This is a genomic window from Mucilaginibacter sp. P1_A3, assembly GCF_056406855.1.
In genome coordinates this window covers 130,057-142,569 of sequence record NZ_JBFTZJ010000005.1, presented here as the reverse complement: position 1 = coordinate 142,569, position 12,513 = coordinate 130,057, and the positions used below count along the sequence as shown (strand labels likewise).

Here is a 12,513-nt window from a genome sequence, read left to right as displayed (position 1 = left end):
ACCCACAACCTTTTGCCTTATCATGAAAAAGTTATTAAAGTATACAGCTTACATTGTAGTAGCGGTAATTTTAATTGTAATTGCCGGTGTATCATACGTTACATTGGCCCTGCCCAATGTTGGCGAACCCGAAAATATTAAAGTTGAAATAACGCCGCAACGCCTTGAACGCGGTAAATATCTGGCTAATCACGTAACCTTGTGTATGGACTGCCACTCCACCCGCGACTGGAGCAAGTTTGCAGGTCCAATGGTTGAGGGCACCGATGGTATGGGCGGCGAAAAATTTGATAACAAAGTGGATTTTCCAGGCAACGTACAAGTGCCCAATATAACCCCGTATCATTTAAGTAACTGGACCGATGGCGAACTATTCCGTGCTATAACCACGGGCGTTAAAAAAGATGGTTCGGCTATATTTCCGCTGATGCCCTGGCCGGGCTATTCAAAAATGAGCAGGGAAGATGTTTATGCTATTATAGCCTACCTGCGCAGCCTTAAACCAATAAAAACAGACTATCCCGAACGTAAGCTTGATTTTCCGTTGAACGTTTTAGTACACACCATGCCCCAGAAAGCAACTTTGGGTGCCGTACCAAATGAAAAAGATACGCTAAAATACGGCGAATACCTGGTAACCATTGCAGCCTGTAAAGATTGCCATAGCCAGGTTAACCAGGGTAAAGCAATAGCCGGGTTGGAATATGCCGGTGGTCGCGAGTTTAAAATACCCGGCAATGGAACTGTGCGGTCGGCCAATATCACAACTGATAAAGTTGCCGGTATTGGTTTATGGACAAAGGAGCAATTTGTTAACCGTTTTAAAATTTATGCGGATAGCTCACGGAAACAGGTTGATGTAAAGCCGGCTGAATACCAGTCAATTATGCCATGGTATAGATATGCAGGTATGAAGGCCGGCGATCTTGAAGCTATATACGCCTATATGCGAACAATTAAACCGATAAAAAATAGGGTAAGTAAATTTACGCCCATGTAAATTAGGAATTAAATTAAAATAAATTCATACTTTTGCGCCTCGAAATTTGTATAGTCCGCAATTGATTTTCGGTCTACAGTTTCAATAGATCAAATTAACATACCCGGTAGAAAGATGAATATTACACAGGAAAAAGTAGATGCCCTGAATGCTGTTGTTAAAATCAACATTAACCCCGAAGATTATCAGCCACGTGTTGATAAAGCGATAAAGGAAAACGCAAAAAAAGCAAAATTGCCAGGTTTTCGCCCGGGTATGGTTCCCGCATCACATATAAAAAGAATGTATGGTAAAAGTATACTGGTTGAAGAAATCAATAACTTATTACAGGATACATTAACAAACTATATTGACGAGCAAAAGCTGCAGGTATTAGGCCAGCCATTGCCTAAGGTTGATGGTGAAAAAGAATATAACTGGGATTTTAACGATGATTTTGAGTTTAACTATGAACTGGGTTTAGCACCTGAGTTTAATATAGACTTTTCATCAAATGATAAAGTTACCCAGTATGTGATCAAAGTTGATGATGAAACATTGGCTTCACGTATCAAAAATATTCGCCGTAGCTATGGCAAAATGACAAATCCTGACGTATCGGCAGATGATGACGTTCTTTATAGTGAATTAGTACAGCTTTCTCCGGATGGTAGTGTTTTTGAGGGTGGGATAAACAATACGGCATCCGTACGTTTAGATCAGATCAAGGATGAAGCCATTAAAGCTTCATTGATTGGCCTTAAAAAAGGAGATGTATTAACGTTTGATATTCAGAAAGCTTATGATAACGATGCAGCTAAGGTTGCAGGGTTATTAAAGATAGAAGAAGACGAGGCGGCTGATTTAAAATCGAACTTTCAGTTAACTGTTAAAAATGTTAACAGGTTAGAAGAAGGCGATTTGAACCAGGAGTTCTTTGACAAATTATTTGGTGAAGGTGTAGTAACAACCGAAGCGGAATTTACAGCTAAAATTACCGAAGAGCTTGAAACAATGATGGTGCAGGATTCTGAACGCAAATTGCAGGATGATATCTACAAAACAAGCATTGCTAAAGTTGATTTTAATTTACCTGACGAATTTTTAAAACGCTGGTTAAAAGCTACAAATGAAAAACTGACTGCAGAAGAGCTGGAAGGTGGTTATAATGATTTTGCTCAAAACCTTAAATGGACTTTGATCGAGAACAAAATAATTACTGATAACAAGATCGAATTAAAATACGATGAAGTTTTCGCTTTGGCTAAACAACGTTTAGATCAGCAATTCAGAATGTACAGCCCGCAACCGATCCCTGAAGATCAGTTAGCGCAGTACACTGTTCAATACCTGCAAAACAAAGAGAATGCTAACAAGATATTTGAAGAGGTAAAAGCATTAAGGGTATTTGATTTTATTAAAAGTGTTATCACTTTAGATAAACAGGATATTTTGTTTACCGATTTTAATAAATTGGTTTCTGAAAAATAAGAAACCAATTTTGAATATAAAATTTACCAAAAGCAACTCACAAGGTTGCTTTTGGTGTATAATAGCATATTGTTAAAAGGCGTACGTAAAAAAGCGTCATTGCTTCGTACCTCGCAATGACGTTATCGAAGAACCGGTAAAACGGAACCTAATGGTAGTCCCTTAACCTTCATCAAGAAAAATAATTTTTACTTTATACAAACTATCTTTCTAAAATTGTATTCAACTAAAAACTATATTTATCGCAGGCAAAAAGCCTGCACCTAAAATTAACATACACAAAAACCATGAGTAGTAACATCGATAAAAACGAATTCAGAAATTACGCTGTTAAACACCACCGTATTAACAGTATTTACGTAGATAAATATATTTCAAATATTGAGCACTGTCGTACCCCAAGTGGTATTGCAACTGTACCAACCGGCATGACTCCTTATATTATTGAGGAACGCCAGCTAAATGTGGCCCAGATGGACGTGTTCTCACGTTTGATGATGGATCGTATCATTTTCCTGGGTGATGCTATTTATGAAAATATTGCAAACATTATTCAGGCTCAATTGCTATTCCTGCAATCGGCAGATAGTAAACGTGATATCCAGATCTATATCAATTCACCTGGAGGCTCGGTTTATGCAGGTTTAGGTATTTATGATACCATGCAATTCATTTCAAATGATGTAGCAACAATTTGTACAGGTATGGCTGCCTCAATGGCTGCCGTATTATTATGTGCAGGTACCGAAGGTAAGAGGGCCGCATTGCCACATGCAAGGGTAATGATCCACCAACCATCGGGAGGCGCGCAGGGCCAGCAATCAGATATTGAAATCACTTACCATGAAATCACTAAGCTGAAAAAGGAACTGTACCAGATAATTGCCGATCATAGCGGTGCACCATATGAAAAAGTTTGGGATGCATCTGATCGTGATTACTGGATGATTGCCGAAGAAGCCAAAGAGTTTGGAATGGTAGATGAGATTTTAAAAGGCAGCAAAGGTAAGAAAGTATAAATCTGAAAGTTTGAAGGACTTGTTCTGGAAAACAAAAGATAAGTAGTCAGAAAGTCCGGATTGAGATTTTTCATTCCGGACTTTACTGACTTTCGTGGACTTACTAACCGAGATGTTTTTTTTTATCACTCCAATTAACTAATTTTGATTAAGTAAAGAATCAGATGAATAAGAACAGTAAGGAAATCAGATGTTCGTTTTGTGGCGCTGGTAAACAGGATTCCCTGATGTTGATTGCGGGGCTCGACGCTCATATTTGTGATAAGTGCGTTAACCAGGCTAATGAAATATTAGCTGAGGAGTTAAAGGTACGTAAAGTAAAAGCCTCGCCTTTGGCCCCGGCTTTACTTAAACCATACGAGATCAAGACTCACCTGGATCAATATGTTATCGGGCAGGACGATGCCAAAAAGATACTATCCGTAGCCGTATACAATCATTACAAACGCCTTAATCAGCGTATAGATAAAGATGAAGTTGAGATTGAAAAATCAAACATCATTATGGTTGGTGAAACAGGTACGGGTAAAACCCTGCTTGCAAAAACACTGGCTAAAGTACTTAATGTTCCGTTTTGTATTTGCGATGCTACCGTGTTAACCGAAGCTGGCTATGTGGGCGAGGATGTGGAAAGCATACTTACCCGTTTACTGCAGGCCGCGGATTATGACGTAACCCTTGCCGAAAAAGGTATTGTTTATATTGACGAGGTTGACAAAATTGCCCGCAAAAGCGATAACGCCAGTATCACCCGGGATGTATCCGGCGAAGGTGTACAGCAAGCGTTATTGAAAATACTGGAAGGTACTATGGTTAATGTACCCCCTCAGGGTGGGCGTAAACATCCGGATCAGAAAATGATCACGGTTAATACAAGTAATATACTATTTATTTGCGGTGGCGCCTTTGATGGTATCGATCGTAAAATAGCAAACCGCCTGCGTACCCAAACAGTTGGTTATAAATTGAAGCGTGATGATGGTGAGGTGGATATGAAAAACCTGTACAAGTACATTACTCCGCAGGATTTGAAATCATTTGGCTTGATACCTGAGCTTATTGGCCGCTTACCTATTTTAACGTATTTAAATCCGCTTGATAGGGAAGCATTACGCAATATATTAACAGAGCCTAAAAACTCATTATTGAAACAGTATAAAAAACTGTTTGAATATGAGGGTGTAAAGCTTGATTTTGAAGATGAAGTGCTTGAGTTTATTGTTGATAAGGCAATGGAGTTTAAACTTGGAGCAAGGGGCTTACGATCAATTTGTGAAGCTATCATGATTGATGCAATGTTTGAGTTCCCATCAAAAAAAGATATAAAACGTTTGCATATCACGCTTGATTATGCACATGAAAAATTTGAAAAATCGGATCTGAAAAAATTAAAAGTAGCTTAACAATTAATACCAATTGAGGTAGCTATCTTTATTAAAATAAATGCAGACCCTGGTGCAACGCCGGGGTTTGTTGTATACGCAGAAATTTTCAACAGGCAGCTTCAGGGCTGCCATTGGAGATTAAAAGCAAAAATATTACGTATATGAACGAAAATTTAAATGTTAAAAAAAATCCTACTGATGCAGGTGTAGTAAAAGAAGTAGGTACCCCCGTAAAATCGGGATTGAAAACAAAAGAGGCTATTGTTGCCAACTGGCTTCCGCGTTATACGGGCAGGCCGCTCGAAGCTTTTGGTGATTATATCATATTGACCAATTTTTCTAAATACATCCAGCTGTTTTCGCAGTGGAACGATGATGCGCCAATTATGGGCTTAGAGAAACCGATGCAAAGCGTTACTGCAAACGGTATAACTATCATAAACTTTGGTATGGGAAGCTCGGTTGCAGCTACTGTAATGGATCTGCTTACTGCTATTCACCCCAAAGCGGTTATATTTTTAGGTAAATGCGGCGGACTTAAAAAGAAGAACAACGTAGGCGATCTTATCCTGCCCATAGCGGCCATCAGAGGCGAAGGAACATCAAACGATTACCTGCCACCAGAAGTGCCCGCATTGCCGTCGTTTGCCCTGCAGAAAGCCATATCTACTACCATTCGTGATTTTTCACGCGATTACTGGACAGGTACATGCTATACAACCAACCGCCGTGTTTGGGAACATGATAAAGTGTTTAAAAAATATTTGAAGGATTTGCGTGCCATGGCCGTTGATATGGAAACAGCTACCATCTTCACAACCGGTTTCGCTAACAAAATACCAACAGGTGCATTACTGCTTGTATCAGACCAGCCAATGATTCCTGAAGGTGTAAAAACCGCCGAAAGTGATTCTGCAGTAAGTGAGCAATTCGTAGAAACGCACTTGAAAATAGGTATAGAATCACTAAAACAATTGATCAATAACGGCTTAACAGTTAAGCACCTGAAGTTTTAAGGGTAGTGAATGGGGTGATTAGGTGAGTGGTGGAAATGACCGGTTTTTTTAAAGCGATTTGGTTCTTTCGGGCTTACCCCGTTTTTGGACTTCCCTACTTATTGTTAACTTCGCAAAATGAACTTTTCGTCCAAATTACTGGAAAACGCTGTTGCCGAGTTTGCTAAACTACCGGGGGTGGGCCAAAAAACCGCCCTGCGTTTGGTTTTGCATTTGCTGAACCAGGATAAGCAGGAAGTGGAGCGGTTTAGTACTACTATCAGTAAACTGCGTAATGAAATCCAGTTTTGCTCCGTTTGTCACAATATATCTGATAATTCAGTTTGCGAGATCTGTTCATCCCACAAGCGCGACCAAAGCCTGATTTGCGTTGTTGAAGATACCCGGGATGTAATGGCTATTGAAAATACCAATCAATATAACGGGGTATATCATGTACTTGGGGGCCTAATATCCCCAATGGATGGGGTAGGCCCATCAGACTTGCAGGTTGATACTTTGGTAGAGCGCCTAAAGGCAAATGAAACCAAAGAGATCATTTTTGCCCTTAGCGCAACTATGGAAGGGGATACTACCTTGTTCTATCTTCATAAGAGAGTAAAATCTTTCAATATTACCATATCAACCATAGCCCGTGGCATAGCCTTTGGGGGTGAATTGGAGTACGTAGATGAGATCACCTTAGGGCGGTCCATTGCTACACGTGTTCCGTATGAAAATTCGCTGTCAAAGTAAGATATGAAACTATCCTTAATCATTGTAAATTACAATACCTGTCATATGCTCAGGATTGCCCTTAATTCGCTTGTAAGGGCCGCTTTGGGTATTGAGTACGAGATTTTTGTGATAGACAATGCATCTACAGATAAATCTGTAGATATGATTAAGAGTGAGTTTCCTGATATTAAAGTAATAGTTAATACATACCATACAGGCATGGCGAAGGCTTATAACCAGGGTATCAAAGAAGCTACAGGAGAGTATATTTTAGTAGTCAATGCGGATACTATTACAGGCAAAAAAACAATTGAGAAGTCGCTTGAATTTATGGATCTGCATTTAGATGCCGGTGGCGTGGGGGTGCGTATGATCACACCTGATGGCAGGTTTCTAACAGAATCGAAACATGGCTTTACACAACCATGGGAGGTGTTTTTCAAGCTTACGGGTTTGGCAAAACATTTTTCAAAATCGCGTTTAACAGATATGCAGCGTAAGGATTGGGTAGAGGAGTTTCAAACATCAGAAACTGATGTGCTGAATGGCGCTTTTATGCTCATGCGCAAAGAGGCTATTAATCATGCCGGGCTGTTTGATGAACGTTTCCATACTTATGGATATGATATTGATCTGAGCTATCGGATCAGGCTTGCCGGTTTTAAAAATTACTATTTCTCTAAAACATATATTATAAACTTCAACATTAAAAACAGGACTAAATTTAGCTGGAGTTACCTTAAGGAATTTTATGGCGCGATGATTATCTTCGCCACCAAATATTTATTTAGGGTGCCCGAAATTAAAGTGGAGGGACTACCGCAGCTATTCCCGTCTACTTATGAAGTTAAATGATAAAGTTATAGTTATTACCGGCGCATCATCAGGCATCGGAAAATCATTAGCTATTGAATGTGCCAAACGTGGTGCCACCGTTGTACTTGCCGCCCGCCAGTATGTAACCCTTTGCATTATAACGGCAGATATTGAAAGGCGTTATCAAACCAAAGCATTAGCCATACAATGCGATGTAACAGTTGAGGATGATTGCGCTCAACTCATTAAACAAACCCTTACAACTTTTGGTAAAATTGATGTACTGATCAATAATGCGGGCATATCCATGAGGGCATTGTTTAAAGATGTTGACCTGAAGGTATTAAAATCCTTGATGGATGTTAATTTTTGGGGAACAGTATATTGTACCAAATATGCCTTGCCCGAAATCACCAAAACCCGGGGCAGTATAGTTGGCGTATCATCTATTGCCGGCTATAAAGGCCTGCCTGGCCGTGCTGGGTATTCCGCTTCAAAGTTTGCCATGAATGGGTTTCTGGATTCGCTTAGAGTGGAGAACCTTAAAACCGGCGTTCATATCCTGACTGCCTGTCCCGGTTTTACTGCATCCAATATTCGCAATACAGCGCTTAATAATGAAGGCATAGAGCAAAGAGAAAGCACACTGGAAGAGGACAAGATGATGACATCTGACCAGGTGGCTAAAATTATTATTGATGGTGTAGAAAATCGCTCACGTACCCTTATCATGACCACACAAGGAAAACTAACCGTATTGTTGAGCAAGTTATTGCCAGCTTTTTTAGATAAGATGGTGTATAATGTTTTTGCAAAGGAGAAGAACCCGCTGTTGAGATAATTCATGTGTCTGAACCGGAATTTATTGAATTTGCAGAATTACCTAATTTGAAAATTCTGCAAATTCATTAATTCTAAAAATTCCGGTTCAGAAAAATATAAGCACCAATAAGCTGCTAAACCAGCTCATAGTCACTAATTGTGCTCAGATCCAACACCACCCGTCCTTCTTCATTACGTTGAAAGGCTGGTTTAAATTTGGCACCCCATATAATATCATCATATTGATAGGATGTGCGCGAGTGAACCGTTTGGGAGAAAGTATCATCAAATGTTTTTAAAATAACGGATAGCCCTGCCTGGGTTCTTTCCAGTTCTTCGGGGGTAATGTCTTTTAGCGGGCTGTTATCGTCAAGCGGGTGTACCACCGTCCAGTTTAAGGTTAAAATGCTTACAGACTTACGTTCCAGTTCCAGCTGGAAAAATTTACGGATCACTTTACCATTAACTTCATCGTTATAGCTAAATACAACCTCCATTTCCAGATCGATCAAAATATTGCGGCGCATATTAGCCAGGCGGAACATTAATCCGCGGCCATTTTCACGATATGGGGCAATCAGCACCTTATCGCTATACAGTATTTTAGCCGATGGTCTGGAAAAGCGCCCGTAAAGTAAGCCTGTTGCCAGGGCAAAAGCCAGCAAACCCATCATCGATTCAAACGCGGCTACACTATTTGCAGCCATCCCCTTGGGGCTGATGTGTCCGTAACCCACTGTTGAAATGGTTTGCGCCGAAAAAAAGAAGGCATCCATAAAGTGGTCAAAACTGGTATTGCCACTTTTGCCATCAAGCACGTCCGGGCCAATCGAAACATAAATGAAGGCGAAAATAATATTGGCTGTTAAATAGCCGCTTAAAACTATTGCCCAAAACTTACTCCAGCTCATGGTAATTAGCGCGTGGTAGTTATTTGAGGTGTTAAAAAATGGCAGCCCTGTACGTTTTACATTAATAGAACCATCCTTATTAATAACCGGCTGGCTTTTAACAACTGGCTGCGTACCAAAGCCAAGGTCATCTTCGGGGTTTATTTTTTGCGTTTGTATAGCCATTTTTTTTAATTAATGAATTAGTGATTTAGTGAATTATTGATTTTTATAACGAAAGGGGGCCGCCTTTGCCAATTCAGTAAATCGATAATTCAGTAATTCAATAATTGCTTTTCTGTAAATTTATCATTCTGTTTGTTTTTATAAAAACTATTTCCATATTTGTGGCGTAAATGAAAATGAACGCATTAAATAACAATTGGTGGTGGCTTAACGAGTAATCGTGAGGCAAATTCCGTTTTTTTGTTTTTTAAACACAATATTCAGAAGGGTTGCCATACGGTAACCCTTTTTTTATGCTTCACGGGCTCCTGAAGGGGGAGCGATAAACCGGGGCAAATAATAAATAACGTAAATCAAAAAATCCTCCTTTTGGGAGGCCGGGGGCGAGCATATGAAACAGATACTTAATCATCTTTTTGAACACAAAACCTTTAGCAGGGAGCAGTCGAAAGTTATTTTGATGAACATTGCGCAGGGCAAGTACAACAACTCGCAAATGGCAGCTTTTATGACGGCCTATTGCATGCGCAGTATTACCGTAAATGAGCTGGAAGGTTTCCGGGATGCCATGCTGGAGCTTTGCCTGCCTATTGATCTGGAAACAGGAGAATTGATAGATCTTTGCGGCACAGGTGGCGATGGTAAGGACACATTCAATATCTCCACACTGGCTTCATTCGTGGTGGCCGGCGCGGGTTACAAAGTGGCCAAACACGGTAACTATGGTGTATCATCGGGTTGCGGATCATCAAACGTGATGGAGTATTTAGGCTATCAGTTTACCAATGATGCCGATAAGCTGAAAAGAGGAATTGATAAGGCAAATATTTGTTTTTTGCATGCACCGTTATTTCACCCCGCTATGAAAACTGTGGCCCCCATCCGCAAAGAATTGGCTGTGAAAACTTTTTTTAATATGCTTGGTCCCCTTGTTAACCCAGCAAAGCCAGAAAATCAACTGGTGGGTGTGTTTAACCTGGAGCTGGCGCGGGTGTATGCCTATCTTTACCAAAAATCAAGCATTAAATACACTATAGTAAATGCTTTGGAGGGTTACGATGAAGTTTCGCTCACCTGCGATTTTAAAACATTCTCTGCCGAAGGTGAAAAGATAAATAGTGTTGAAAGTTTAGGATTCGAAAAATTGAATCCCGCTGATATAGCCGGTGGAGATACAGTAAGCGCATCAGCGGCGATATTTAGCAGTGTGCTTCACGCCAACGGAACCACGGCACAAAATAATGTAGTGCTTTCAAACGCTGCACTGGCCATAAAAACCATCTGCCCCGAAAAAACTTTTGCCGATTGTTTTTATGAGGCTGAGGAAGCTTTGTTAGCTAAAAAGGCTCTTAATAGTTTTAATCTTTTATTGCAGAACTAAGCATGAAAATAAAAGTTTGTGGTTTAAGAGATCCGGAAAATATAAAAGCCGTAGCAGCCTTAGGGCCGGATTACGTAGGCTTTATATGTTACGGCCTTTCGCCAAGATACGTTGCTGAATTATCGGGGGATGTATTGAAAGATTTGCCTGCAAACATCCGGAAAACTGCAGTTTTTGTAAATGAAAGTGCGGAGACTATAAACTCATTGATAGATAAATATGCTTTTGATGTGATCCAGTTGCATGGCGATGAAAGCGCGGAGTTTAGCAACAGTTTCAGGAATAAGGTTACTGTTTTTAAAGCTTTTGGGTTGGATGACGATTTTAATTTCGATGAGCTTGCAACTTATGAGAACAAAGTTGATTATTTTCTGTTCGATACCAAAACCGCTGCTTATGGTGGTTCCGGTAAAACATTTAACTGGGATATGTTGAATAATTACAAACTGGCTGTCCCGTTCTTTTTATCGGGCGGCATCAGTTTGGATAACCTGGATGAAATAAAAAAAATTGATCACCCGCAGTTTTATGGGGTTGATTTGAATAGTCGTTTTGAAACGGCGCCTGGTGTAAAAGACATCAGCAAGCTAAAACAAGCATTTGATATTATCAGAAACAAAATATTACCAATGAAGTACGGAGTTAACGAACATGGTTATTACGGCGATTTTGGCGGCGCCTACATCCCCGAAATGCTGTACCCAAACGTGGAGGAACTAAGACAGCAATACCTCAACATCATTAACGATGCCGGTTTCAAAGCTGAATTTAACGACCTGCTGAAAAATTATGTGGGCCGGCCTTCGCCTTTATATCATGCTAAAAGATATTCTGAAAAGTATGGTGCCAATATATTTTTTAAGCGCGAGGATCTGAACCACACAGGTTCGCATAAGATCAATAATGCCATAGGGCAGATTTTACTGGCTAAACGCCTGGGTAAAAAACGTATCATTGCCGAAACCGGCGCTGGGCAGCATGGCGTAGCCACAGCCACAGTTTGTGCCTTGATGGGTATAGAATGTGTTGTATATATGGGCGAAATTGACATGGCCCGCCAGGCTCCTAATGTATCGCGCATGAAAATGCTGGGTGCTACGGTAAAGCCTGCTTCATCTGGCAGTAAAACACTTAAGGATGCCACAAACGAAGCGATGCGCGATTGGATTGCTAACCCGGTTGATACGCATTACATCATTGGGTCGGTTGTTGGTCCTTACCCATATCCCGATATGGTGGCCCGTTTTCAATCGGTTATATCCGAAGAAACAAAAAAACAGTTATTTGAACAAACTGGTAAAGAGCTCCCCGAATATGTGATGGCCTGCGTGGGCGGTGGCAGTAATGCAATGGGAATGTTTTACCATTTTTTAGATGATGAGCAGGTAAAACTGATTGCTGTTGAAGCAGCAGGTAAAGGTGTTGATAGCGGCCACTCGGCAGCAACAACCTTTTTGGGCCATGAAGGAGTATTGCATGGCAGCCGTACCATACTAATGCAAACGCCGGACGGGCAGGTTGTGGAGCCATATTCTATTTCGGCAGGGTTAGATTATCCTGGTATTGGTCCGCAGCATGCGCATTTGTATAAGATAAACCGCGCGCAATATACCAGCATTACCGATGACGAAGCCTTGCAGGCAGGTTTACTTTGTTCACAAATGGAAGGCATCATCCCGGCAATTGAAACAGCACACGCATTAGCGCAGCTGGAGAAAATGACATTCAAGACCGATGATACAGTAGTAATCTGTATCTCTGGCAGAGGAGATAAGGATCTGGATACATATATAAAATATTTTAATTTTTAG

Annotated in this window: 11 protein-coding genes; 10 read left to right on the top strand and 1 reads right to left on the bottom strand. The window is 40.5% G+C overall.

The window, feature by feature from the left end; all coding sequences use genetic code 11:
* Positions 1-22: 22 nt before the first annotated feature.
* The 8 genes from AC1D0K_RS11835 to AC1D0K_RS11800 all read left to right on the top strand — a co-directional run bounded on the left by AC1D0K_RS11835 (position 23) and on the right by AC1D0K_RS11800 (position 8,264).
* The gene (locus AC1D0K_RS11835) at positions 23-1,000 is read left to right on the top strand and encodes a c-type cytochrome (protein WP_477393945.1); all 978 of its coding nucleotides are present in this window, start codon (positions 23-25) and stop codon (positions 998-1,000) included.
* 114 nt (positions 1,001-1,114) lie between these two features.
* Positions 1,115-2,470 carry a trigger factor gene (gene tig / locus AC1D0K_RS11830; protein WP_295719707.1) on the top strand — a complete coding sequence of 452 codons (1,356 nt, stop codon included), beginning with the start codon at positions 1,115-1,117 and terminating at the stop codon, positions 2,468-2,470.
* A gap of 287 nt (positions 2,471-2,757) precedes the next feature.
* The gene (locus AC1D0K_RS11825) at positions 2,758-3,489 is read left to right on the top strand and encodes an ATP-dependent Clp protease proteolytic subunit (RefSeq protein WP_477399764.1); all 732 of its coding nucleotides are present in this window, start codon (positions 2,758-2,760) and stop codon (positions 3,487-3,489) included.
* Positions 3,490-3,653: 164 nt separating this feature from the next.
* On the top strand, positions 3,654-4,892 hold the full coding sequence (gene clpX, locus AC1D0K_RS11820) for an ATP-dependent Clp protease ATP-binding subunit ClpX (RefSeq protein ID WP_477399766.1): 1,239 nt from the start codon (positions 3,654-3,656) through the stop codon (positions 4,890-4,892).
* A gap of 143 nt (positions 4,893-5,035) precedes the next feature.
* Complete coding sequence (locus AC1D0K_RS11815) at positions 5,036-5,890, top strand: AMP nucleosidase (protein ID WP_295719700.1); 855 nt, start codon at positions 5,036-5,038, stop codon at positions 5,888-5,890.
* Positions 5,891-6,007: 117 nt separating this feature from the next.
* The gene (gene recR / locus AC1D0K_RS11810) at positions 6,008-6,625 is read left to right on the top strand and encodes a recombination mediator RecR (protein ID WP_295719698.1); all 618 of its coding nucleotides are present in this window, start codon (positions 6,008-6,010) and stop codon (positions 6,623-6,625) included.
* Positions 6,626-6,628: 3 nt separating this feature from the next.
* A complete protein-coding gene (locus AC1D0K_RS11805; RefSeq protein WP_477442424.1) occupies positions 6,629-7,462 on the top strand; it encodes a glycosyltransferase family 2 protein in 834 nt (277 codons plus the stop codon).
* Complete coding sequence (locus AC1D0K_RS11800) at positions 7,449-8,264, top strand: SDR family oxidoreductase (RefSeq protein WP_477396246.1); 816 nt, start codon at positions 7,449-7,451, stop codon at positions 8,262-8,264. Before AC1D0K_RS11805 ends, AC1D0K_RS11800 begins: the two co-directional genes overlap by 14 nt.
* Before the next feature lie 115 nt (positions 8,265-8,379).
* On the opposite strand, the gene AC1D0K_RS11795 is transcribed toward AC1D0K_RS11800, so the two are convergent.
* Entirely contained in the window at positions 8,380-9,321 is a 942-nt protein-coding gene (locus AC1D0K_RS11795) for an ion channel (RefSeq protein ID WP_477396244.1), read from the bottom strand.
* A gap of 391 nt (positions 9,322-9,712) precedes the next feature.
* On the opposite strand from AC1D0K_RS11795, the gene trpD reads away from it, so the two are divergent.
* Both trpD and AC1D0K_RS11785 read left to right on the top strand, forming a co-directional pair.
* On the top strand, positions 9,713-10,702 hold the full coding sequence (gene trpD / locus AC1D0K_RS11790) for an anthranilate phosphoribosyltransferase (protein ID WP_477396242.1): 990 nt from the start codon (positions 9,713-9,715) through the stop codon (positions 10,700-10,702).
* A gap of 2 nt (positions 10,703-10,704) precedes the next feature.
* Positions 10,705-12,513: a bifunctional phosphoribosylanthranilate isomerase/tryptophan synthase subunit beta gene (locus AC1D0K_RS11785; protein ID WP_477396240.1), complete on the top strand. Its 1,809-nt coding sequence runs from the start codon at positions 10,705-10,707 to the stop codon at positions 12,511-12,513.

Coding starts and splice junctions, on each gene's coding strand:
- AC1D0K_RS11835 (WP_477393945.1), top strand. CDS start 23: ATGAAAAAGTTATTAAAGTATACAGCTTACATTGTAGTAGCGGTAATT.
- tig (WP_295719707.1), top strand. CDS start 1,115: ATGAATATTACACAGGAAAAAGTAGATGCCCTGAATGCTGTTGTTAAA.
- AC1D0K_RS11825 (WP_477399764.1), top strand. CDS start 2,758: ATGAGTAGTAACATCGATAAAAACGAATTCAGAAATTACGCTGTTAAA.
- clpX (WP_477399766.1), top strand. CDS start 3,654: ATGAATAAGAACAGTAAGGAAATCAGATGTTCGTTTTGTGGCGCTGGT.
- AC1D0K_RS11815 (WP_295719700.1), top strand. CDS start 5,036: ATGAACGAAAATTTAAATGTTAAAAAAAATCCTACTGATGCAGGTGTA.
- recR (WP_295719698.1), top strand. CDS start 6,008: ATGAACTTTTCGTCCAAATTACTGGAAAACGCTGTTGCCGAGTTTGCT.
- AC1D0K_RS11805 (WP_477442424.1), top strand. CDS start 6,629: ATGAAACTATCCTTAATCATTGTAAATTACAATACCTGTCATATGCTC.
- AC1D0K_RS11800 (WP_477396246.1), top strand. CDS start 7,449: ATGAAGTTAAATGATAAAGTTATAGTTATTACCGGCGCATCATCAGGC.
- AC1D0K_RS11795 (WP_477396244.1), bottom strand. CDS start 9,321: ATGGCTATACAAACGCAAAAAATAAACCCCGAAGATGACCTTGGCTTT.
- trpD (WP_477396242.1), top strand. CDS start 9,713: ATGAAACAGATACTTAATCATCTTTTTGAACACAAAACCTTTAGCAGG.
- AC1D0K_RS11785 (WP_477396240.1), top strand. CDS start 10,705: ATGAAAATAAAAGTTTGTGGTTTAAGAGATCCGGAAAATATAAAAGCC.